Here is a 21,821-nt window from a genome sequence, read left to right as displayed (position 1 = left end):
AAACTTTTAAAGTATATTTGTTACTTTTTTACACATAAAATTTATTTTATTTTTACTTTTAATAAATTTTTGAATCCATTTAAACAAATGCATGGGATATTTTGCTCTAAGTTTGCTTTTTCATAAGCTTAAAAGCCAGCTAAAAAATGTAAGTTTAGGTTTGCTTAAATTTAGCCTATATTTTGCGGCTAAATTTAAAAGATTTTTATTTATTAATTTTTTATGGCTATAATACGAAACAACAAATTTTATTATTAAGGAATTATTATGTTTGAACTTAGAAAACTTCCATTTGATGCAAATAGCAATGCAGTAGTTAGCGTAAAAACCTGTGAATACCACTACGGCAAGCATCATGCAACTTACGTAGCAAATTTAAACAATCTTATAAAAGATACAAAATTTGCTGACGCATCATTTTACGAGATCCTAAAAAATAGCGAAGGTGGGCTTTACAACAACGTTGCTCAAGTTTATAACCACGACTTTTACTGGGACTGCATCGCTAAAAAAAGCGAGATGTCAAGCGAGCTAAAAGCTGCGATCGAGGCAAATTTCGCAAATTTCAAAGAGGAATTTTTAAAAGCAGCTACAACGCTTTTTGGCTCAGGCTGGGCGTGGCTTGTATTTGATCCAAGCAGTAAAAAGCTAGAGATTGTACAAACTAGCAATGCAAAAACTCCAGTGAGTGACGGCAAAGTGCCACTTCTAGTCGTTGATGTTTGGGAGCACGCTTACTACATCGACAACTTCAACGCTCGCCCAAAATACCTAGAGACATTTTATGAGAACATAAACTGGGAATTTGTAAGCAAAGCTTACGAGTGGGCACTAAAGGAGGGCCTTGGCTCAGTTGAGTTTTATACAAAAGAGCTTCATAAATAATATCTGGCGGGGCTTTCCCGCCTTTAAATTTCTGCTTTTATCTAAATTTTTAAAATCATCAAATTTATTAGCAAAAAACTACCTTGTTTTAAAAGAAAGCACAACTTCAAAAATGGCTCAAAATTTTGTTTTAGCAAACAATTTCTCTTAAATTTAAAGCCAGAATATCAAATTTCTACTTTATTAAAAATTTTAAAGCCACTGCTAAATTTATGAGCTATGAACGCGATCTTTACCAATTCAAAAAGGTACAAATTACTCTTTTTATCGATCTGCCCTATTATGGCTAAGCGGTTTTATGCTTAAATTTAAAGCAACTAAACAAAAACTAGCGTAGGCCATCTTGCCTTTAAATTTATCAGCAAAACTTGATTTGATGTTAAAAAATGGTGGTGGGGGGGCAATGTTCACTGTTTCAAAAATGCCCCAAGCTGTATCAATATCAGGCAGGAGTAGCTTAAAATTCAAAAGCCACCCAGCCAAATTTACTCAATTTATCTTTTTGAAGTGTATAAATTTATACCATTTTGTAAGCGTTTTAGCCCCTCAAGCACTCTGGCTCTTTGGGTTGCTATGTTCATACGGAGGAAAAATCTATCTCCCCTGTAAGCATTGCCGTCATTTAGCCAAAGTCCAGCTTTATCACGCAAGAAATTCATAAAGTCGCTTGAATCCTCGCAAAACGCGCTGCAATCAAGCCATAAAAGATAAGTCGCATTTGAAGGCAGAAGTTTTACTGGCAAATTTTGCTCTTTTATGAAATTTATAACGATTTTTTTGTTTTCAAAGAGATAATTTCTAAGCTCATCAAGCCATGTTTGGCTATCGTTAAATGCCGCTATTGTCGCAGTTATCGCAAATGCGTTTGCCTCACCTATCTCATCATAATTTACAGCTGCATTTATTCTGGCACGTATTTGCTCATTTGGCGTGATGATGGCTGAGCTTTGAAGTCCTGCGATATTAAAAGCTTTTGTAGGTGAGATGCATGTGATTGAGTTATTTTTACACTCTTCACTAACGCTGATAAATGGCACATAGCTTAGACCAGGATCAGTTATGTCGCAGTGGATCTCATCGCTGATAACCAAAACATCATGCTTATAGCAAAGCTCGCCTATTTTTTTAAGCGTCTCTTTGTCCCAAATTTTTCCTATTGGATTGTGAGGATTACAAAGAAGCATCATAGTTGTTAGTGGTTGAGCTAGCTTTGCTTCAAGGTCTTCAAAATCAATCTCATAAGAGCCATCTTTATAGATAAGGTCATTTGATAAAATTTCACGGCCATTATTTTTAATGCAGTTAAAAAATACGTGATAGACAGGAGCTTGAACTAAAATTTGATCTCCTGGATTACTAAATCTTCTAATAGCAGTTGAAATCGCTGGTATAACACCAGTGCAAAAGCACATCCAATCGTTTTCAAAGCTAACATCATGACGCCTTTTCCACCAGCCTTTAATCGCTTCATTCCACTCTTCTGGAATGAATGAGTAGCCAAAGACGCCATTATCAAGACGCTTTTGTAGGGCATTTAAAATTTCAGGTGCAGCCTTAAAATCCATATCAGCAACCCACATTGGCAAAACATCGTTTTTCATTCGCCATTTTGATGAGTTAGTGCCATCTCTGCTAATAAGCGTATCAAAATCGTACTTCATAGCTTTTCCTTAAAATAAAATTTTAAATCAATTATAACCCAAAAGATACTAATATAATTTGAAATTTTCTCTCAATTTAATATTTCAAAAGGAAAAATGATGAAATTAGCTCAGGCTCTCATTTTAAGAGCCGATACACAAAAACGTTTAGAGCAGCTAAAAGGTAGGTTGCTTGATAATGCAAAAATGCAAGAAAATGAAAGACCTAGCGAAGATCCAAAGCTTCTTTTAAAAGAGCTTGATAGGCTAAGCGATGAGCTATTTAGGCTGATCTTGGCTATAAATTTAACAAACTCAAGTGCAAAATTTGAAGGCGCGAGCCTAACTGAAATGATCGCTAAAAAAGATACGCTAAGCCAAAAAGTAAGCGTGCTTAGGGATTTTGCCAAAAGCGCAAGCCAAAAGGTCGATCTTTACTCAAATAGTGAGATAAAAATTTTAAGTAGTATTGATGTGGCTATGCTTCAAAAGCAAATAGACGAGCTATCCAAAGAGATCAGAGAGCTAGATATGAAGCTGCAAGAGGCAAACTGGCAAGTTGATCTTGTAGAGTAAAATTTATGGTGGAAATGTAGCTAAAGGCGAGTAAAAAGAAAAATTTATTAGGCTTGCGGGGAGAGAGCAAAAGCTTAAATTTATCCCAGCAATTTAAAAAATGTATTCTTAAAAATAAATGTTACTACCACTTACTGATTTAGCTACGTTTTGGGTGGGTTTGGGGAAGATTAATCTTTATTATGTAAGATTTCATAAAATTTTAAAAGGAAATTTATGAAACTTGATACCTTGATCGTAAAAGGCATTGAAGCTAAAAATAATCCAAATAAAGCTGTCATTCCGCCTATTTTTTTAGCAAGTACATTTGTGCAAGATGATCTTGAAAATTTTCAAGAATTTGCATATTCTCGTGGTAGCAACCCAACCAAAAAAGCATTTGATGAAATTTTTGCAAAGGTTGAAGCCAGCAAATACGCATTTAGCTTTGGCTCAGGCATGGCAGCAACAGCAGCCGCACTTAGCCTTATAAAAACTGGGCGAAAGGTTCTGCTAAATAGTAACGTCTATGGCGGCACTTATAGATATGTTACAACCGTTTTTGAAAGCCACGGCATAAAGAGCGAATTTATAGATGATCTAAATTTTTTAAGCGAAGATGATATAAGTGACGACGTGGCGGCGATATTTATCGAAACTCCGTCAAATCCCCTCTTAAGAGTGACAGATATCGCTAGAATTTCAAAGATCGCTCACAAAAAAGGCGCTCTAGTCATCGTGGATAACACATTTTTAACGCCTTATTATCAAAGAGTGCTTGATCATGGAGCTGATATCGTGGTTTATAGTGCTACAAAATATATCGGCGGACACGCTGACGTGATCGCTGGTATTGTCACGCTAAACGACGATGCTTTGGCTGAGAAGATAAAGTTTGCTAAAAACACGCTTGGTGGCATCATCAGCCCGATGGACGCATACTACCTAATACGTGGGCTTAAAACGCTTAGCGTTAGGTTTGATAGGCAAACGCAAAATACCCATAAAATAATCAAATTTTTGCAGAATAATGACGCTGTTAGCGTGGTGCATTTTGCTGGCTCATATAGCGAGCAAGAGGCAAAGATACAAGCAGCTCAAGCAAGCGACATTGGCGCGCTCATCTCATTTGAGCTTGATGAAAAATATGATGTAAATAAATTTGTAAAATCGCTAGAAATTTTTGATCTAGCGGTAAGTCTTGGTGGCGTAGAAAGCCTCATTTGCAGGCCTGCAACGATGACGCATGAGGCGTATCCAAAAGAGGTGCTAGATAAGATCGGCATAAAGCAAAACTTGCTTCGATTAGCAATCGGTATCGAAAACGCTGATGATCTAATAGCAGATCTTGATCAAGCATTTAAAAAAGCAAAAAAATAATAAAGGAGATAAATATGGCAACTACAAAATTTAAAGGTAGTGAGGTAAATTTAAGTGGAAACGAGGTCTTTGTAGGCTCTTATGCGCCTGAAGCAAAAGTCGTAGCACAAGATCTTAGCGAGTTTAGTGTAGGCGGAAGTAATGGTGTAGAAGTACTTGTCTGCTTGCCATCACTTGATACTGGCGTTTGCGCAGCAGAGGCTCGTAAATTTAACGAAAAAGTAGCTGGCAAACATGGTGTAAAACTAAGCATCATCTCAAATGATTTACCATTTGCGATGGGGAGATTTTGCACGACTGAAGGCATAGAAAATTTATGTGTTGGAAGCGACTTTAGATACAGAGAATTTGCTAAAAACTATGGCGTTTTAATGAGCGATGGCCCGCTAAAAGGGCTACTTGCAAGAGCGGTATTTGTCATCAATGATGGCGTAATAATTCACAAACAAATCGTCCCTGAAGTGACAGAAGAGCCAAACTACGATGCAGTATTTGATGCTATTAAAAGTAGCGGTAGTTGCGGTTGTGGCTGCCATTAAAAAAGGCGTTATCTAGGCATCTATTTGATGCTTAGATAATTAATCTTAGTCAAATAGAGATTTTTCAAAAGATTTTACTACAAAGCTTTTTCTATGAAGACTTGAATAGCCAAACTTAGCAATGGCTTCTAGATGCGCCTTTGTGCCATATCCTTTGTGTCCAGCAAAGCCATACTTTGAGTAAATTTTATCCCAGCCTTTCATCAAACTATCACGGCTAACCTTTGCTAATATGCTAGCAGCGCTTACCCCAGCGACTTTGCTATCAGCTTTTATCATCGTTGTGATACCAACGCCATAGTCTAAATTACCATCATAAATGATCTCAAAACCCTCAAAATGCGCCTTAAAAATTTTGAGCGCTCGTCTTAAGCACTCGCTTAGCCCAAGTTCGTCTATTTGCGCATTTGAGAAGTAGATGATGAGAAAATTTGAGCTTTTTATAATCTCTTTAAAAAGCTCCTCGCGCTTTTTTGCAGTTAGTTTTTTGGAGTCGTTTAAGCCTGAAATTTCTTTATTAAGCACGCAGGCCGCTACACTTAAAGGCCCAGCTAAAGCCCCACGCCCAGCTTCATCTATGCCACAAATTTTTGCCATTAAAGTCCGATTTCATCGCTAAAGTAAGGTCTTAGCTCATCAAGTGGCACGCTAATTTGCTCCTCATTTAAAAAGGTAAGCCCAAGTGGCGAAAGTACAAAATTTTCGCTAACGCCTGCTGTTGCGAGGATTGCTTTTAGATGGGGGTCGTTCATATCTTTAAAAATCTGCTTTAACTTTAGCTTTTTGTTGGTTTTAAGCAAGACGACATCGCAGCTAGTTTTATTATTTTTATAGGTGCAGATGCTTTTTATTTTGTCATTTATATAGTAGATGTTATCTAGGCTTTCAAATTGGTTATTTGGCCATTTTTTACGTTCGCTTTTTAAGTCATAAAGCGTCGAGAGTAATTTATTCTTATTTTTTTTAGCCGATTCTTTGGCAAATATATCGTTAATTATAGCTTCGTATCTCGTGCCATTTGCTTCAATCATTTGGATGCCAATATTTAGCATTTCATACTCTTTTTCTTTTTTGATAGTCGCATTATAGGCTTTGTTTTTAACGATTATTTTGCCCTTTAGCTCGCCATTTTCATTTTTAACGTCTAAATTTATCTTATCAGATACAGCATTTAGCGACGAAATTTCACTGCTATTTTGCTCAAGATTACCTTTTTCGTAGTCGTATTTTGTACCATCAAAAAAGATATGTCCGCTTATCTTGGCCGGCACTTTAAAGCTCTTACTTTGCTTAAAATTTTCAAATTCATCTTTAAAATAGTTCATATAAACTTCAAATTTTATACCATTTGCCTCACCAATAAATTTATAAAATTTTGCCCAGTTTTCGTGATTTATCTCATAGCCAAATAGACCTACTATAAGTATAAAAATCCCAATAAATGCTCTCATGTCCGTCCTTTATAGTTTTTTTGATTATAGCTTCTTTACTTTAAGCTTTTAAAACAATAATCAAATAAAGGTTTAAATTTATAAACCTAGACTCCACCTAGAAAAGGGCAAAATTTCGCATTTTATGCCCTCAAAGCTAAGCTCGGCTTGGTTTGCGACGCTGATTATCTGAAGCTTACTTACACCCAGCTCTTTTAAGCTTGCGTGGAGTTTTTTAAATTTTAAAAAGATGATCTCTGGTGCAGAAAACGGTACACAGATGATCGCGATCTTCCTTTTATTAAGGAAGAAATCAATCTCTTTTGTGTAGTAAATTTCATCTTTAAATTTAAGCAATTCGCAAAAAACGACATTTGCAAAGACAGCTAAAAAATCCTTTTTTAGGTATAAAGCGTTGCGAAGTGCAAAATTTGTAAAGTAGAGCTTTTTACTCGTGCTGCTCTCATCTAAATTTGGTACTAATTCTATAAAGCCATTTTCATTAAGGCTGGCTACTGTGTTATAGACACTATCTTTTGAGATTTTCATCTGCTCTTTTAGGTTTTTGTAGATACCAAAAGTACTAAGCATATCGTGGCATTTTGGAGCACATTCTTTTAAAATCGCAATACTTTGCTCGCTTAAATTTGCTCTTAAGAGCTGTTGTAAGTGAGCTGTGACCTCGCTGGAGTCCAAAAAAGCACTTGCTATCTCGTTGCCGTGAGCCAAAAAGTAGCTAAAAAGCAGATCTTGATCCAAATTTTTCTTAAAAAATAGTATAAATTCCTCGTAATCGAGATAGTTTAAATTTATACGAGCAAAGCCGTCAATCGTGAGTGAAAATTCCTTGCTTGTAAGGATGATATTTTCAAGTGTTGCACCCTTTAAAAAGCCTAAATTTATAAGGTCGGCGGCTTGTAAATTTTCAACTGCAAGAACCTTTATCTGAGCATTTTTTTCTAAAAATTCTTTTAAATTTGCTAAAAGCAAGGCTCTGTCTATCCTTAGATCGTCTAAATTTACATAAAGTCTTTCTTCGCTTTTATAATGGCTCAAAAACTCATAAACAAGGGCTGTTTTGCCACTTGAAATGGCGCCTATTATAAGCGTCTTTGGCGAGATGATTTCGTATTTTCTGGGGATAAATTTACTTGATTTAAGCGGCTGATTGTAATAAAGCTCTAATTGGTTCATTTTCTCCCCTTTGTAAGATGTATATGTAAATTTTTGTTATACCGTCAATTTCCCCCCCCCCTGTTATAAGCGCAATCTCATCGCTTGTTAGTTCATAAAGCTCAAAGACAAGTTTGTCTATTTTTTCGTCACTTGCCTTGATTTTGTCGTTTAGCGCGTCGATATTTTCTTTGGCTTCTAGCTTTTCATCAAGAGTTAAAGTAGGCATGTGCTTCTCATAAAGCTTGATTTTTTCATTGGCTTTTAAAATTTCATCGACCAAATTTATTATCTCGTTTGCTAAATTTTCATTTTGTGGCGTGATTTGTGGGATAGGTAAAATCTCTAAGCGATTTATTTTTATTTCGCCTTCAAGTCCGCCTCCAGCATAGAAAAAGTTGAAAATTTTATAAACAGCTGTTGAATTTAAAAAGGCTAATAAAAATTTTAGATTTTCGCCAGTTATGCAATATGCAGTATTGTCTGGAATATTATTATTTGCATCGTAAGCAAATTTTGGGCTTTGTACCATTCTGGCGCATAAAATTTTCTCTTTTTCGAATTCCTCCAGATATGCGCAGTTTCGCAGATTATAAGGAGTGGCTCCTTTATCAGAACGATTGGAAAGTTTCGGCTCAAATTTATCAAGATATAGTTTTAGCTTAGGAAAATTATCTATATTTATGCGAGGCTTGGTGCCATATCCATTATGAATATTTATGAGCCACAGCCCAGCCCACTCATAGTCATAACGCTTTATGTCTCGACCCCTTAAGATCGGTCTAATGAGCTTTTGTGTCTGTTCTCTTTCGTCCCCAATGCAAGTACTTAAAATTTTATCACGAGTGTCGCTATCTACAATGAATGCTTCGTTTAATCCAGTTAAAATTCCACGATAAATATTTACACCCCAATCTTTTAATGGTCTTGCAACTTTTTCGATCTTGCTTTTTAGCTCAAATTTGCTGTTATCGAGGAAAGTGAAATTTGTTTCGGTTAGTGTGGATTGTGGTATTTGGATAAATTTTTGCATTTTTAAATTTATGGTGCTCGAAGCTAGGAAATTAAATTTTGAATTTTCATCAGCTCTTATTTTTTTAAAAATGGTAATCGCACTATCTACACTTGCGTCTTCAAAAACTCTAACCCCAGTAAAATCGATAATGTGTGTTATTTGTGTATTTTCTAATATAAATTTACGTAAATTTTTACCATAGCTGGCACGGAAAAATTTATTTGAACATATAAAACCTAAAAGTCCATTTTCTTTTAGGTGTGTAATGCCAAGCTCATAAAAATAGACAAACAAATCAGCCGTGCCGCTATAAGCTTTATATTTTTGTAGGGCTGGCTTTTGCTCTTTTATCGCCTCTTGTCTGACATAGGGAGGATTGCCGATAACGACATCAAATTTAAAGTCAAAAGGAAATTCTAAAAGCGAGTTTGCTGCTACTAAATTTTTACTAAGATCTGTTAAAACTCGTCCCTTGGCAGCTGTGCGGAGCCAAAGAGATAGTCTGGCGATCTCGACTGCATCGGCATTTATATCTACGCCGTAAAGGTTATTTTCTAAAATCGTGCTTTCTATATCGTAAAGCCCCAAGCCCTCGCCCTCATATACTTTGCGGTAAGTGTCTAATGCGCCATGCTCGCTAATGAGAAATTCTAAAGCTTGGTTTAAAAACGCACCAGAGCCACAAGCTGGATCAAGTATCTTAAGAGATAAGAGCCACTCACGGTAAGCATAAATTTTGTCTTTGATCTCACTTTCTGCTTTGGTCAATTTTTTGGGATTTTTTGGTGCTAGTAACTCATTTAGATCAAGCCCTAGCTCATCTTTTTTGGCCTTACAAAGCGCACCAAGCGAATTTTCAACTATAAATTCTGTTATAAACTCTGGCGTATAAAATATGCCATCTTTTTTGCGTTTGCTCTGCTTGGCATCAAACTCATCACCATTTATTTGCGCATTTAGCTCTTCAAGGTCGTTTAGTGAGCTTTCAAAGATATGTCCTAGGATATTTACACCGATGTCGCTTAAAAAGTCATAGTCGCTTAAAAACTGCGCTTCAAGTACGCTATCGTCTATCTTTAGTCCATCAAGCTCAGTATCTGTGGCAAAAAGACCGCCATTATAGCGTTTGATATCAAGACGTTCACTGCCTTCATCAATGGCTTTAAAGTAAATTTTGTAAAAGTCATAAAAACTAAGCTCAGTAACTTGGTTTTGAAATTTATCTTTTATCTCGGCTATCGTGCGAAGTCTTAGTAGTCCGCGGTCTTCGGCAAATAGTATAAAGACAAACCTATCACATAGTTTTTGAGTTAGGCTTAAAAGCCTATTTTTATCAACGCTAGTATTGTTTTTGCAAATATTTTTAAAAAGAGTAAGTCTAAATGTGCTAAAGTCTTTATAAAATTTATTTGAAATTTCGCGCTCGTGAGTGGCAAATTTCTCTTTTAGCTTTAGCGGCAGATCCGTGCTAATGCTCTCAAAGCTAAGCAGCAAATGAAGTCTTTTAAACTCGTCAAAGCTTGCTGTAAAAAGGTCAAATTTTTCAAATGTTGTTTTATTGCCGATGTAAAAACGCAGTTCATTAAAATTTGAAACAACGACATATTTGGCATTTTCATGCGAGATAAAATAGCGAAAAGCTTGATCTACTGGGCTAAGCTCGCGGTTGGACGGAGTTTTATCAAGATGCTGTGTAGTCTGATCTTTTAGCTCGATCACGCATCTAACTTCGCCATTTATCAGTATCGCCCCATCTGCTTTTTTGCCGTCAGTTTCGTTCTTTTTCTCACGTTCAAGATTGAAATTTGTAGGATTAGTAGTGTCCAAAGTGTAGCCAAGGCAGTCTTCAAAGATATCTTTTAGAAACTGAGTTTGAAATTTCTCTTCTTTGAAGCTCTTAATGTCGCTAGCTTTTGCCTGATACATTTGCAAATTTATATAACGCTTTTTAAGCTTTTCTTCGTCTTGATCTTGGGTTAGTAAGAATTTTGTATTAAAGATCGGCATCTTTTCTCTTTAAAATTTTAATTTCTTGGAATCTTATCTTTTTAAATTTTATATCTTCCTTATTAAAAGGAAATAATTAATCAAAATTCATCAAAAAATAACGTTTTTCTTGACAACTATAATAGCTTTTTTGTAAAATCGCGTTCTCTTTACGAAAAGACAATCGTCTTTGCTCGTACGATCGCTTGATCCTATGCGAGTTATTTTGATGTAAAGAGGTCGCGAGTTTGCGACAAGTTCTTTTTAAAGGAAAACACATGGAAAGAATCAGGTTAAAGCTAAAAGCTTACGACCATAGAGTTCTAGACCGCACTGTTGCAGCAATCGTAGAAGCTGTCAAACGAACAGGTGCCGACGTTCGTGGCCCGGTACCAATGCCTACAAAGATCAAACGCTATACAGTCTTAAAATCTCCACACATCAACAAAGACTCACGTGAGCAGTTTGAGATGAGAATACACGCTCGTATGCTTGACATCGTAGCTGCTACTCCAGAAACTGTAGATAGCCTAACAAAACTCGACCTAGCTCCAGAAGTTAACGTCGAAGTTCGTGCGATGAAATAAGCGGACAAAAGGATAAGAGTATGGAATATATTGTAGAAAAAATAGGCATGAGTAGAACGATTGCCACGAAGAGTACGCCAGTTACACTACTTAAGCTAGTTGAGGCTAAAGTATGTGAGATCGACGAAAACAAACGTGCTATCGTAGCGTATGCCCACACTAAAGCAAACAACAAAGCTATCGCTGGTCAGCAAAAGAAATACAATCTGACTGCAGAATTTAACAAATTTGCTACGCTTGAAGTAGCTAATAGCGAAGTTGGAAACCTAGACTTTACACCATTAAATGAGGCTAAAATTTTAAAAGTTAGCTTTAACTCAAAAGGTAGAGGCTACCAAGGTGTAGTAAAAAGACATGGTTTCGGTGGTGGTCCAAAAAGCCACGGCTCACGTTTCCACAGACGCCACGGTTCAATTGGTAACTGCGAATGGCCAGGTCGTGTTCAACCAGGTATGAAAATGGCAGGACACATGGGCAATGAGAAAGTTACTGTTAAAAACGAGCTAATAAGCTTTGACGCTCAAAATAGCATCGTAGTTGTAAAAGGTTGCGTTCCTGGTCACAATGGTGCAATGGGTAAAATAAGGATTGTAAAATGAGTAAAATTCACGTATTAAACGATAAATTTGAAAATTCAGGCGAGCTAGAGCTTCCTGCAAGCTACGCTGAAGTAAATCCGCACAACCTATATCTTTATGTAAAATCTTACCTTGCTGGTATAAGAGCAAATACGGCTCACACTAAAAGCCGTGCTTTTGTAAGCGGTGGTGGTAAAAAACCATGGAGACAAAAAGGACGTGGTGGTGCAAGAGCGGGTTCAACTAGAACTAACGTTTGGGTAGGCGGTGCAGTTGCATTTGGTCCAACAAACGAGAAAAACTATTTTCAAAAAGTCAATAAAAAACAAAAAAGACTAGCTCTTGAGTACGCTTTGGCAGTAAAAGCACAAGATGGTAAAATTTTCGCAGTAGATAGCATCTCAATCGAGTCTGGAAAGACAAAAGATGCAGCTAATATCATCAAAAATTTAAAAGTAAAAGACGCGCTTATCGTTAAAGATTTACTAGACGATAAAACACTACTTGCTTTTAGAAATTTAGCAAACTGCTATGTAGTAGATGCAAATGAGGTAAATGCTTATCTTGTCTCTACATTTAGTTCGGTTATTATTGAAAAAGCTGCACTAAAAACTATAACAAAAGAGGGCTAAAATGGCGGATATAACTGATATCAAAACAATTATTTATACAGAAAAAACTCTAGGCCTTCAAGAACAAGGCGTTGTTGTTATCCAAACTTCACCAAGAGTTACAAAAAACAGCTTAAAAGCGGTTTTGCAAGAGTATTTTGGAGTAACGCCTGTTCGCGTAAATTCACTTAGAATTAGCGGCAAGGTTAAGCGTTTTAGAGGAAGAGCAGGCCAACGTGACGAGATAAAGAAATTCTACGTTAAGTTACCTGAAGGCGTAAGCCTAGAAAATACGGAGGCGTAAGATGGCTATAAAATCATATAAACCATATACACCTAGTCGTAGATATATGACTGGACTAAGCTCTGAAGACATAACAGCTAAACCAAGCGTTAGAAGCTTGCTTGTTAAACTACCTGCAACTGGCGGTAGAAACAACAATGGTCGTATAACTTCAAGACATAAAGAAGCAGGTGCAAAAAAACTTTATCGTATCATCGACTTTAAACGTCGCAAATTTGGTATAGAAGGTAAAGTTGAAGCGATCGAGTACGATCCAAACAGAAACTGCCGTATCGCTCTTATAGCTTACAAAGATGGCGAAAAACGCTATATCATTAGACCAAATGGCCTAAATGTTGGCGACGTTATCGCATCTATCGATGAGGGCTCACTAGATATTAAACCAGGCAACGCTATGAAATTAAGATTTATCCCAGTTGGTACTATCGTTCATAACGTAGAGTTAAAACCCGGCAAAGGCGCTCAGATAGCTCGTTCAGCTGGCGGTTATGCTCAGCTAATGGGTAAAGAAGAGAAGTATGTTATCTTAAGAATGCCAAGTGGCGAGATGAGACAAGTACTAGCTGAGTGTATGGCAAGTATCGGTGTAGTAGGCAATGAAGACTGGGCTAACATCACTATAGGTAAAGCTGGACGTAATCGCTACCGCGGTATCCGCCCACAAACACGTGGTTCTGCTATGAACCCAGTTGATCACCCACACGGCGGTGGTGAAGGTAAGAAAAATTCAGGCCGTCACCCAGTTACTCCATGGGGTAAACCAACTAAAGGTGCTAAGACTCGCCGTAAAAAAGCTAGCGATAAGCTTATAATTTCAAGAAGGAAAGGAAAATAGAGATGGCAAGATCACTCAAAAAAGGTCCTTTCGTAGATGATCATGTAATGAAAAAAGTTATTGCCGCAAAAAATGCAAACGATAACAAACCAATCAAAACTTGGTCAAGACGTAGCACGATTGTACCTGAAATGATTGGACTAACATTTAACGTTCACAATGGCAAGAGCTTTATTCCTGTATATGTTACAGAAAATCATATAGGCTATAAACTTGGCGAATTTGCTCCAACACGCACATTTAAGGGTCATAAAGGCTCAGTGCAAAAGAAAATCGGCAAGTAAGGGAAGATAATATGAGTAAAGCAATTATAAAATTCGTAAGACTTTCTCCTACAAAAGCAAGACTTATAGCAAGAGAAGTTCAAGGCATGAATGCCGAGCTAGCACTTGCAAGCTTGCAATTTATGCCAAATCGTGGTGCTAAATTTATAGCAAACGCTATTAGCTCAGCAGTAGCAAATGGCGGATTTGAGCCAGAAGAGGTTGTAGTAACTAGTTGCCGCGTTGATGCTGGTCCTGTATTAAAGAGATTTAGACCAAGAGCAAGAGGAACAGCGAGCAAAATTCGCAAACCTACTTCTCATGTAATGGTAGAAGTATCTAAACCTGAAAAGAAGGAAGCATAATATGGGACAAAAAGTAAATCCAATAGGTCTTAGACTAGGAATTAACCGCAACTGGGAATCTAGATGGTTTCCAACCAAACAAAGTCTTCCTGAAAATATCGGTGAAGATTATAAAATTCGTGCATTTTTAAAGAAAAAACTTTACTATGCAGGAATTAGCCAAATTCTAATCGAAAGAACGGCTAAAAAACTTCGTGTAACCGTAGTTGCAGCTCGTCCTGGTATCATCATCGGCAAAAAAGGTCAAGATGTTGAAAACCTAAAGAACGAAGTTAGCAAACTTATCGGTAAAGAAGTAAATGTAAATATCAAAGAAGAAAGAAAAGCTCAAGCTTCAGCTCAACTTGCTGCTGAAAACGTAGCTATGCAACTTGAAAAGCGTGTCGCATTTAGACGTGCTATGAAAAAAGTTATCCAAGGTGCTCAAAAATCAGGCGCTAAGGGTATCAAAATTTCAGTTGCTGGTCGTTTAGGTGGTGCTGAGATGGCAAGAACCGAGTGGTATCTAGAAGGTCGCGTTCCGCTTCATACTCTTAGAGCAAAGATAGATTACGGTGTAGCTGAGGCTCATACGACTTATGGAAACATAGGTATTAAAGTATGGATTTTTAAAGGTGAGGTTCTTCAAAAAGGTGTTCAGCCTGAGAAAACTGAAGAAGAAGCACCTAAGAAAACACGTAGAGCAAGAAGAGGTAAATAATTATGTTGATGCCTAAAAGAACGAAATTTCGTAAGCAAATGAAAGGTCGCAACCGTGGTTATGCGACTCGTGGAGCATCTTTAGCAACTGGCGAATTTGCACTTAAAGCTGTTGAAGCTGGTAGAATAAATTCTCGCCAAATAGAAGCTGCTCGTCAAGCTCTAACTCGTCATGTAAAAAGACAGGCTAAAATTTGGATAAGGGTTTTCCCTGATAAGCCACTTACTAAAAAACCTCTACAAACTCGTATGGGTAAAGGTAAGGCTGGAGTTGAAGAGTGGGTTATGAATATCAAACCTGGTCGTATAATATTTGAAATGGCTGGTGTTAGCGAAGAGCTAGCTCGTGAAGCTTTAACTTTGGCTCTACACAAACTTCCTTTCAAATCAAAATTTGTAACGCGAGAGAGTGAAAATGAAATATACTGAGTTAAAAGATAAGAGCGTTGCAGAATTAAACGCGTTGCTAAAAGAGAAAAAGGTGCTTTTATTTACTTTAAGACAAAAGCTAAAAACTATGCAGTTAAGCAACCCTAATGAGATTAGTGCTGTTCGCAAAGAGATAGCTCAGATCAACACTGCAATTAGTGCAACAAGACAAGGGGCGTAAAATGGCATTAAAAAGAGAAATTCAAGGTGTTGTTTTACAAAAAGCTGGAGATAAAACAGCTACTATTTTGGTAGAAAGACGCGTTATGCACCCAAGATACCATAAATTTGTAAAACGCTTTAAAAAGTATTTAGTTCACGATGAGAAAAATGAGACAAGAGCAGGCGATACAGTTGTTGCGATCGAGTGCAGACCACTTTCAGCTCGCAAGAATTTTCGCTTAAAAGCTGTATTGGCAAAGGGAGTTGAGTAATGATTCAAAGTTTTACAAGACTTGCAGTTGCTGATAATAGTGGTGCAAAAGAGTTAATGTGTATAAAAGTTCTTGGCGGCAGCAAAAGAAGATACGCTACACTTGGCGATATCATAGTTTGCTCTGTTAAAAAAGCTCTTCCAAATGGTAAGATCAAAAAAGGACAGGTTGTAAAAGCTGTTGTCGTAAGAACTAAAAAAGAGGTTCAAAGAGATAATGGTTCGTTAATCCGCTTTGACGAGAATGCAGCTGTTATACTTGATAGCAAAAAAGAGCCAGTCGGCACTCGTATTTTTGGACCAGTTGGACGTGAAGTTAGATATGCTAACTTTATGAAGATTGTTTCGCTAGCTCCGGAGGTTTTATAATGGCTAATGTAAAATTTAAAGTCAAAAAAGGCGATACTGTTAAGATCATCGCTGGTGACGATAAAGGCAAAACTGGTAAAATTTTAGCAGTTCTTGCAAAAAAAGGTCAGGTTATAGTTGAGGGATGCAAAATAGCTAAAAAAGCTATCAAACCAAGCGAAAAAACTCCAAATGGTGGTCACGTAAATAAAGAGATGCCAATTGACATATCAAATGTCGCGAAAGTTGAAGGATAAGAGATATGAGTAGATTAAAAGATAAATTTAACGAAACTATCAAGCCAGCTCTCGTAAAAGAATTTGACATCAAAAATCCAATGCTTATCCCTGCACTTGAGAAAATTGTGATCAGTGTAGGCGCTGGAGACTCTGCTAAAGATCAGAAAGTGCTTCAAAATATGGCTGATACCATTTCACTTATCGCTGGACAAAAAGCAGTTATCACTGATGCTAAAAAATCAGTTGCTGGCTTTAAAGTTCGCGAAGGTTTCCCTGTTGGTATCAAAGTAACTTTGAGAAAAGAGCAAATGTATGCTTTCTTAGATAAGCTAATCAGCGTTGCTCTCCCAAGAGTTAAAGATTTCCGTGGTCTTCCAAAAAATGGCTTTGATGGACGTGGAAACTATAACTTCGGTCTTAGCGAGCAGCTAATGTTTCCAGAGGTTGAGTATGATAAAATTTTACGAACTCATGGTATGAATATTACGATTGCTACTACGGCTAAAAATGATAAAGAGGCATTCAAATTGCTAGAGCTATTTGGTGTGCCGTTTGCAAAAGGAAAGTAAAATGGCAAAGAAATCAATGATAGCAAAAGCTGCACGCAAGCCAAAATTTGCGGTTCGCGGCTATACTAGATGCCAAATTTGCGGTCGTCCGCACTCTGTTTATAAAGATTTTGGAATTTGCCGTGTTTGCCTAAGAAAAATGGCTAACGAAGGCCTAATACCTGGTCTTAAAAAAGCAAGTTGGTAAGGAAGAGAAATGTTAAACGATTTAATATCAGATGGATTAACACGCATTAGAAATGCAAGTATGAGAAAGCTTGAAACTGCGAAATTGCTTCATTCTAAGGTTGTTGAGGCTACTCTTTCTATCCTTGCAGCAAAAGGCTATGTAGAGAGCTACAACGTTATCGAAGAAGGTAACAAGAAATTTATAAATGTAGTTTTAAAGTATGATGAGTACGGCAGAAGCGTTATAAACGAGCTTAAAAGGGTTTCAAAACCTGGTCGTCGTGTTTATCAAGGCAAAGACGACATTAAGCGTTTTAAAAATGGTTACGGAACAGTTATCGTTAGCACAAGCAAAGGCGTTATGAGCGGTATTGAAGCAAGTAAAGCTGGCGTTGGCGGCGAAGTTCTTTGTACAGTTTGGTAATAAACTGCATTAAACGCTATTTAACCTTATGATTTTAAGGTTAAATTTTTAGCTTGGTAAAATTTTAGATTTTGCCAAAGCTAAATTTAGAAATTCAAATGAAGGTTTCGTCAAATTTGACGATAAAATTTACGGCATTGTGGTGTTTATTCGTAAATGTAGGAACACCCTAGACAAGTAAAGGAAAAAAATGTCACGTATTGGAAAACAGCCTATCGCTATCCCAAGTGGTGTAGACGTTAGCGTTGAAAATAATGTCCTAAAATTTAAAAAGGGCAATCATATAAAAGAGCTTGACACAAAAGGTCATGTTGATGTCAAGGTAGAAAATGGTCATATAGTTTTTGCTCCAAAGGGCGAAGATCGCCAAAGTAGAGCTTACTGGGGAACATATAGAGCACTTGCTAATAATATCGTAACTGGTATCACTGCGGGATTTACTCGCCAGCTTGAGATCAACGGCGTTGGTTACAAAGCAGCTGCAAAAGGTAAAATTTTAGAGCTTTCTCTTGGTTTTTCACACCTTATCAACTATGAGCTACCAGCAGGCGTTGAAGCTAGTGTTGAGAAAAACGTTATTACTATCAAAGGTGATGACAAACAAGTAGTAGGCCAAGTGGCTGCTCAAGTTAGAGGATTTAGACCACCTGAGCCATACAAAGGCAAGGGCGTTAAATACATAGAAGAACGTATCATCCGCAAAGCGGGCAAGACATCTAAGAAGTAAGGGGCGGTAAATGACAGCAAAAGTACTAAAAAGAAAAATCGCTCTTAGAATTAAGAGAAAAAGAAGAATCAGAGGTAAAATTTCTGGTGTTGCAACTTGCCCAAGAGTTTCTATTTTCAAATCAAATAGAACTATTTACGTTCAAGCAATTGACGACGTTACAGCTACTACACTAGCTGCAGTTGATGGTAGAAAATTAGGCATAAAAGCAAATAAAGAAGGTGCGGTCACTTTAGCTAAAGAATTTGCTAAGGCTTTAAAAGCTAAGAATATAGATGTTGCAGTTTTTGATAGGAATGGTTATTTGTATCATGGCGTTATCGCAGCATTTGCTGAAGCTTTAAGAGAAAATGGCGTCAAGCTATAACCCAAAGGAAAATCGATGGAAAAATATAATAGAGAAGAATTTGAAGAAGTAATCGTCGATATCGGTCGGGTTACAAAGGTTGTTAAAGGTGGTCGTAGATTTAGATTTACAGCTTTAGTTGTTGTTGGTAATAGAAATGGCCTAGTCGGCTTTGGATATGGCAAAGCTAAAGAGGTGCCAGATGCGATGAGAAAAGCAATTGACGACGCATTTAAAAATATTATCCACGTTAAGATCAAGGGCACAACTATTCCTCACGATGTAGAAGTAAAATACAACGCAAGTAGAATGCTACTTCGCCCAGCTAGCGAGGGTACTGGTGTTATCGCTGGTGGTAGTGCACGTCCTATTATCGAGCTTGCAGGTATTAAGGATATCCTTACTAAATCACTTGGCTCAAACAACTCAGCAAACGTCGTTCGTGCTACTATAAAAGCACTTAGTTTGCTAAAAAGCTAAGAGAAAGGAGTTAAGATGGCATTAGAAAAATTAACACCTGCTGCAGGTTCAACTCATGCAACCAAAAGAATAGGTCGTGGTCAAGGTAGCGGCAATGGCAAAACTGCTGGCAAAGGTAACAAAGGTCAAAGAGCAAGAAAAGGCTACAATGAGAAAAGAGGTTTTGAGGGCGGACAGCAACCACTTCAAAGACGTCTTCCAAAAGTAGGTTTTACTTCTAAATTTGAAAAACCTTATGTTATTAATGTTGAGAAAATTGTAGCTATAAAAGAGCTTGCTGAAATTTCAATAGCAACAATAGCTAGCGTTCATAAAATTTCAAAGAGCGTTACTAAGATAAAACTAATCGGTGCAAGCGCAAAAGCTCTTGCTTCTAAGATCAAAGACGAGAACGTTAGCGTTAGCGGAACAAAATAATGGATAAAACACTGACCAACAAGATTTTAATCACGTTGGCATTTTTGTTCGCATACAGGATACTGGCTTATGTGCCAGTTCCTGGTGTTAATGTCGACGTAATTAAAGAATTTTTTAATTCAAACAACAGCAATGCCTTGGGTCTATTTAATATGTTTAGTGGTAAAGCTGCTGAGCGTTTAAGTATTATCTCTTTGGGTATCATGCCTTATATTACAGCTTCGATCATTATGGAGCTTTTAGCAGCAACATTTCCAAAATTAGGTCAGATGAAAAAAGAACGTGACGGTATGCAAAAGTATATGCAAATCATACGTTATGCAACTATCGTTATCACTCTTGTACAATCAATCGGTGTTTCCATCGGACTTCAAAGCTTAAGCGGACGTGGTGGCGAACAAGCTATCATGATTGATATAAATTTATTTATCGCGATCTCTGCTGTGTCTATGCTAACTGGAACTATGCTACTTATGTGGATAGGCGAGCAAATAACACAACGTGGTATAGGCAATGGTATAAGTCTTATCATCTTTGCAGGCATCGTCTCTGGCATACCTAGTGCGATCGGTGGAACTGTAAATTTAGTAAACACCTCTGAGATGAATTTCCTAACAGTCATCGCTATTTTGGTGATTATCTTAGCCACCATCGGTGCTATCATATTTGTTGAGATGGGTGAAAGGCGTATCCCTATTTCTTACTCAAGAAAAGTTATAATGGAAAATCAAAACAAACGTATAATGAACTATATACCGATCAAAATAAATTTAAGCGGCGTTATTCCACCGATATTTGCTAGTGCGATTTTGATGTTTCCAAGTACGATTTTACAAGCTAGTACAAATCCGATCATCCAAGCTATCAATGACTTTTTAAGTCCAAATGGCTATATGTTTAACTTTTTAACATTTTTATTTATTATCTTCTTTGCGTTTTTCTACGCATCTATTGTGTTTAATACAAAAGATATAAGTGAAAATTTAAAGAAACAAGGCGGATTTATCCCAGGCGTTAGACCAGGTGAGAGTACAGCTAGCTATTTAAATGAAGTAGCTGGCAGGCTAACTTTGGGCGGTGCTTTATACTTGGGTATCATTTCAACACTGCCTTGGGTACTTGTAAAGACTATGGGTGTTCCATTTTATTTTGGTGGCACGTCAGTACTTATCGTTGTTTCAGTAGCACTTGATACTATGAGACGTATAGAAGCTCAGTCTTATACAAATAAATACCAAACTCTAAGCGCAGTAGGTCTATAAAATGGCTATCACGCTAAAAAGACCAGCTGAGATAGAGAAAATGAGAGCGGCGAACAAGATCGTCGCTCGAACTCTTGATCACGTTTCTACGATCATAAAACCTGGAATTTCACTTCTTGAGATAGATAAAATTTGTGAAGATATGATAAGGGCTGCTGGAGCAAAACCTGCTTTTAAAGGGCTCTATGGCTTTCCAAATGCAGCTTGCATAAGCGTCAATGAAGTGGTGATCCACGGAATCCCAAATGAATACAAGCTAAAAGAGGGTGATATCGTTAGCGTTGATATCGGCTCAAATTTAGATGGTTATTTTGGTGATTCAGCTAGGACTTTTGGGGTTGGTAAAATTTCAAAAGAAGACGAGGCTTTGATCGCGTGCTCAAAAGATGCACTATATTTTGCGATAGATTTCATAAGAGCTGGTATGCATTTTAAAGAAATTTGCTACGAGCTTGAGAAATTTATACTAGATAGAGGCTATGTACCTTTACGTGGATATTGCGGTCACGGTATAGGAAAAAGGCCACACGAAGAGCCAGAAATTCCAAACTATCTTGAGGGACATAACCCAAAAGCCGGACCAAAGATAAAAGAGGGAATGGTTTTTTGTATAGAGCCAATGATCTGCCAAAAAGACGGCACGCCAGTTTTAGGAAGTGATAACTGGAAAGTAACCTCAAAAGATGGTTTGAGAACTAGCCATTATGAGCATTGCATGGCGATAGTTAATGGCAAAGCCGAAATTTTAAGCCAAGTATAAAATAGAGTAAAAATTTAGAGAAAGGAGAATTTGTGGCAAAAGACGATGTCATTGAGATTGATGGAAATGTTGTTGAAGCACTGCCAAATGCAACTTTTAAAGTTGAGCTTGACAACAAACATATAATTTTATGTCATATCGCCGGAAAAATGAGAATGCATTATATAAAGATAATGCCTGGCGACCGCGTAAAAGTAGAACTTACGCCATATAGCCTAGATAAAGGCAGGATCACTTATAGGTATAAGTAAATTTAGCCTCTTGGCAAAAATATGCTAAGTAAATTTAAAGCTGGTTTTGGATAAAATCCAAGCTTTGCTAAAAGCTGTATGAAGAATTATTTTCAAAGTTCCCCACTTATTTTGAAAATAGTT

32 protein-coding genes are annotated in these 21,821 nt (G+C 37.2%); 27 read left to right on the top strand and 5 right to left on the bottom strand.

Annotation, left to right across the window (positions count from 1 at the left end; translation table 11 throughout):
- The first annotated feature begins 267 nt into the window (after window positions 1-267).
- On the top strand, window positions 268-885 hold the full coding sequence (sodB, locus tag FZ940_RS04170; RefSeq protein ID WP_148821560.1) for a superoxide dismutase [Fe]: 618 nt from the start codon (window positions 268-270) through the stop codon (window positions 883-885).
- 494 nt (window positions 886-1,379) lie between these two features.
- Here sodB and FZ940_RS04165 read toward each other — a convergent pair whose 3' ends face one another.
- The gene (locus FZ940_RS04165) at window positions 1,380-2,546 is read right to left on the bottom strand and encodes a MalY/PatB family protein (protein ID WP_148821559.1); all 1,167 of its coding nucleotides are present in this window, start codon (window positions 2,544-2,546) and stop codon (window positions 1,380-1,382) included.
- Between the two features lie 99 nt (window positions 2,547-2,645).
- Here FZ940_RS04165 and FZ940_RS04160 point away from each other — a divergent pair, with 99 nt between their 5' ends.
- The 3 genes from FZ940_RS04160 (at window position 2,646) to tpx (ending at window position 4,999) form a co-directional block, all read left to right on the top strand.
- Window positions 2,646-3,101 carry a DIP1984 family protein gene (locus FZ940_RS04160; protein ID WP_148821558.1) on the top strand — a complete coding sequence of 152 codons (456 nt, stop codon included), beginning with the start codon at window positions 2,646-2,648 and terminating at the stop codon, window positions 3,099-3,101.
- Between the two features lie 216 nt (window positions 3,102-3,317).
- The gene (locus tag FZ940_RS04155; RefSeq protein WP_148821557.1) at window positions 3,318-4,460 is read left to right on the top strand and encodes a trans-sulfuration enzyme family protein; all 1,143 of its coding nucleotides are present in this window, start codon (window positions 3,318-3,320) and stop codon (window positions 4,458-4,460) included.
- 14 nt (window positions 4,461-4,474) lie between these two features.
- Complete coding sequence (tpx, locus tag FZ940_RS04150) at window positions 4,475-4,999, top strand: thiol peroxidase (protein ID WP_148821556.1); 525 nt, start codon at window positions 4,475-4,477, stop codon at window positions 4,997-4,999.
- 45 nt (window positions 5,000-5,044) lie between these two features.
- Here tpx and rnhB read toward each other — a convergent pair whose 3' ends face one another.
- The 4 genes from rnhB to FZ940_RS04130 all read right to left on the bottom strand — a co-directional run bounded on the left by rnhB (window position 5,045) and on the right by FZ940_RS04130 (window position 10,624).
- Window positions 5,045-5,596, bottom strand: coding sequence for a ribonuclease HII (gene rnhB, locus FZ940_RS04145; RefSeq protein WP_148799557.1), 552 nt, complete (start codon window positions 5,594-5,596; stop codon window positions 5,045-5,047).
- Window positions 5,596-6,450, bottom strand: a complete 855-nt coding sequence (locus FZ940_RS04140; protein ID WP_148821555.1) for an S-adenosylmethionine tRNA ribosyltransferase — start codon at window positions 6,448-6,450, stop codon at window positions 5,596-5,598. Before FZ940_RS04140 ends, rnhB begins: the two co-directional genes overlap by 1 nt.
- 78 nt (window positions 6,451-6,528) lie before the next feature.
- Entirely contained in the window at window positions 6,529-7,623 is a 1,095-nt protein-coding gene (locus tag FZ940_RS04135) for an ATP-binding protein (RefSeq protein WP_148821554.1), read from the bottom strand.
- The gene (locus FZ940_RS04130) at window positions 7,586-10,624 is read right to left on the bottom strand and encodes an Eco57I restriction-modification methylase domain-containing protein (RefSeq protein ID WP_148821553.1); all 3,039 of its coding nucleotides are present in this window, start codon (window positions 10,622-10,624) and stop codon (window positions 7,586-7,588) included. Before FZ940_RS04130 ends, FZ940_RS04135 begins: the two co-directional genes overlap by 38 nt.
- 257 nt (window positions 10,625-10,881) lie before the next feature.
- Here FZ940_RS04130 and rpsJ point away from each other — a divergent pair, with 257 nt between their 5' ends.
- From rpsJ to infA, 23 genes are all read left to right on the top strand, one after another.
- On the top strand, window positions 10,882-11,190 hold the full coding sequence (gene rpsJ, locus FZ940_RS04125) for a 30S ribosomal protein S10 (protein WP_009295257.1): 309 nt from the start codon (window positions 10,882-10,884) through the stop codon (window positions 11,188-11,190).
- A 20-nt stretch (window positions 11,191-11,210) separates the two neighbouring features.
- Entirely contained in the window at window positions 11,211-11,789 is a 579-nt protein-coding gene (gene rplC / locus FZ940_RS04120; RefSeq protein ID WP_103582354.1) for a 50S ribosomal protein L3, read from the top strand.
- Window positions 11,786-12,400 carry a 50S ribosomal protein L4 gene (rplD, locus tag FZ940_RS04115; protein ID WP_021092445.1) on the top strand — a complete coding sequence of 205 codons (615 nt, stop codon included), beginning with the start codon at window positions 11,786-11,788 and terminating at the stop codon, window positions 12,398-12,400. The genes rplC and rplD overlap by 4 nt, the downstream gene beginning before the upstream one ends.
- Before the next feature lies 1 nt (window position 12,401).
- Entirely contained in the window at window positions 12,402-12,683 is a 282-nt protein-coding gene (locus tag FZ940_RS04110; RefSeq protein WP_002941535.1) for a 50S ribosomal protein L23, read from the top strand.
- Between the two features lies 1 nt (window position 12,684).
- Window positions 12,685-13,518 carry a 50S ribosomal protein L2 gene (gene rplB, locus FZ940_RS04105; RefSeq protein WP_002941522.1) on the top strand — a complete coding sequence of 278 codons (834 nt, stop codon included), beginning with the start codon at window positions 12,685-12,687 and terminating at the stop codon, window positions 13,516-13,518.
- 2 nt (window positions 13,519-13,520) lie between these two features.
- The gene (gene rpsS / locus FZ940_RS04100; protein WP_002941639.1) at window positions 13,521-13,802 is read left to right on the top strand and encodes a 30S ribosomal protein S19; all 282 of its coding nucleotides are present in this window, start codon (window positions 13,521-13,523) and stop codon (window positions 13,800-13,802) included.
- 11 nt (window positions 13,803-13,813) lie between these two features.
- Window positions 13,814-14,146 (top strand): 50S ribosomal protein L22, encoded by a 333-nt coding sequence (gene rplV / locus FZ940_RS04095; protein WP_009295259.1) that lies wholly within the window; start codon window positions 13,814-13,816, stop codon window positions 14,144-14,146.
- A gap of 1 nt (window position 14,147) precedes the next feature.
- The gene (rpsC, locus tag FZ940_RS04090) at window positions 14,148-14,846 is read left to right on the top strand and encodes a 30S ribosomal protein S3 (RefSeq protein WP_002941650.1); all 699 of its coding nucleotides are present in this window, start codon (window positions 14,148-14,150) and stop codon (window positions 14,844-14,846) included.
- Window positions 14,847-14,848: 2 nt separating this feature from the next.
- Complete coding sequence (gene rplP / locus FZ940_RS04085) at window positions 14,849-15,274, top strand: 50S ribosomal protein L16 (protein WP_021091116.1); 426 nt, start codon at window positions 14,849-14,851, stop codon at window positions 15,272-15,274.
- A complete protein-coding gene (gene rpmC, locus FZ940_RS04080) occupies window positions 15,261-15,455 on the top strand; it encodes a 50S ribosomal protein L29 (protein WP_002941625.1) in 195 nt (64 codons plus the stop codon). The genes rplP and rpmC overlap by 14 nt, the downstream gene beginning before the upstream one ends.
- A gap of 1 nt (window position 15,456) precedes the next feature.
- Entirely contained in the window at window positions 15,457-15,708 is a 252-nt protein-coding gene (rpsQ, locus tag FZ940_RS04075; RefSeq protein WP_021091107.1) for a 30S ribosomal protein S17, read from the top strand.
- Complete coding sequence (gene rplN / locus FZ940_RS04070; RefSeq protein WP_021091075.1) at window positions 15,708-16,076, top strand: 50S ribosomal protein L14; 369 nt, start codon at window positions 15,708-15,710, stop codon at window positions 16,074-16,076. Before rpsQ ends, rplN begins: the two co-directional genes overlap by 1 nt.
- A complete protein-coding gene (rplX, locus tag FZ940_RS04065) occupies window positions 16,076-16,312 on the top strand; it encodes a 50S ribosomal protein L24 (RefSeq protein ID WP_002941666.1) in 237 nt (78 codons plus the stop codon). Before rplN ends, rplX begins: the two co-directional genes overlap by 1 nt.
- Before the next feature lie 5 nt (window positions 16,313-16,317).
- On the top strand, window positions 16,318-16,863 hold the full coding sequence (gene rplE / locus FZ940_RS04060) for a 50S ribosomal protein L5 (protein WP_002941643.1): 546 nt from the start codon (window positions 16,318-16,320) through the stop codon (window positions 16,861-16,863).
- Window position 16,864: 1 nt separating this feature from the next.
- Window positions 16,865-17,050 (top strand): type Z 30S ribosomal protein S14, encoded by a 186-nt coding sequence (locus FZ940_RS04055; protein ID WP_002941532.1) that lies wholly within the window; start codon window positions 16,865-16,867, stop codon window positions 17,048-17,050.
- 9 nt (window positions 17,051-17,059) lie between these two features.
- Window positions 17,060-17,455: a 30S ribosomal protein S8 gene (gene rpsH, locus FZ940_RS04050; RefSeq protein ID WP_021091129.1), complete on the top strand. Its 396-nt coding sequence runs from the start codon at window positions 17,060-17,062 to the stop codon at window positions 17,453-17,455.
- Window positions 17,456-17,645: 190 nt separating this feature from the next.
- Window positions 17,646-18,182, top strand: a complete 537-nt coding sequence (rplF, locus tag FZ940_RS04045; RefSeq protein ID WP_148821552.1) for a 50S ribosomal protein L6 — start codon at window positions 17,646-17,648, stop codon at window positions 18,180-18,182.
- 10 nt (window positions 18,183-18,192) lie between these two features.
- On the top strand, window positions 18,193-18,549 hold the full coding sequence (gene rplR, locus FZ940_RS04040) for a 50S ribosomal protein L18 (protein WP_148821551.1): 357 nt from the start codon (window positions 18,193-18,195) through the stop codon (window positions 18,547-18,549).
- A 15-nt stretch (window positions 18,550-18,564) separates the two neighbouring features.
- Window positions 18,565-19,008, top strand: a complete 444-nt coding sequence (gene rpsE, locus FZ940_RS04035) for a 30S ribosomal protein S5 (RefSeq protein WP_002941646.1) — start codon at window positions 18,565-18,567, stop codon at window positions 19,006-19,008.
- A gap of 15 nt (window positions 19,009-19,023) precedes the next feature.
- Window positions 19,024-19,425 (top strand): 50S ribosomal protein L15, encoded by a 402-nt coding sequence (gene rplO / locus FZ940_RS04030; RefSeq protein ID WP_148821550.1) that lies wholly within the window; start codon window positions 19,024-19,026, stop codon window positions 19,423-19,425.
- Entirely contained in the window at window positions 19,425-20,687 is a 1,263-nt protein-coding gene (gene secY, locus FZ940_RS04025; RefSeq protein ID WP_148821549.1) for a preprotein translocase subunit SecY, read from the top strand. The genes rplO and secY overlap by 1 nt, the downstream gene beginning before the upstream one ends.
- 1 nt (window position 20,688) lies before the next feature.
- Entirely contained in the window at window positions 20,689-21,447 is a 759-nt protein-coding gene (gene map / locus FZ940_RS04020) for a type I methionyl aminopeptidase (protein WP_148821548.1), read from the top strand.
- 32 nt (window positions 21,448-21,479) lie between these two features.
- Window positions 21,480-21,698 carry a translation initiation factor IF-1 gene (infA, locus tag FZ940_RS04015; RefSeq protein WP_002848031.1) on the top strand — a complete coding sequence of 73 codons (219 nt, stop codon included), beginning with the start codon at window positions 21,480-21,482 and terminating at the stop codon, window positions 21,696-21,698.
- Window positions 21,699-21,821 lie beyond the last annotated feature (123 nt).

It is taken from the genome of Campylobacter concisus (assembly GCF_902460415.1).
In the GTDB taxonomy this organism is placed as follows: Bacteria; Campylobacterota; Campylobacteria; order Campylobacterales; family Campylobacteraceae; genus Campylobacter_A; species Campylobacter_A concisus_Y.
Note: the sequence above shows the minus strand (reverse complement) of the source record. Positions and strands in the feature narration are given on the sequence as shown.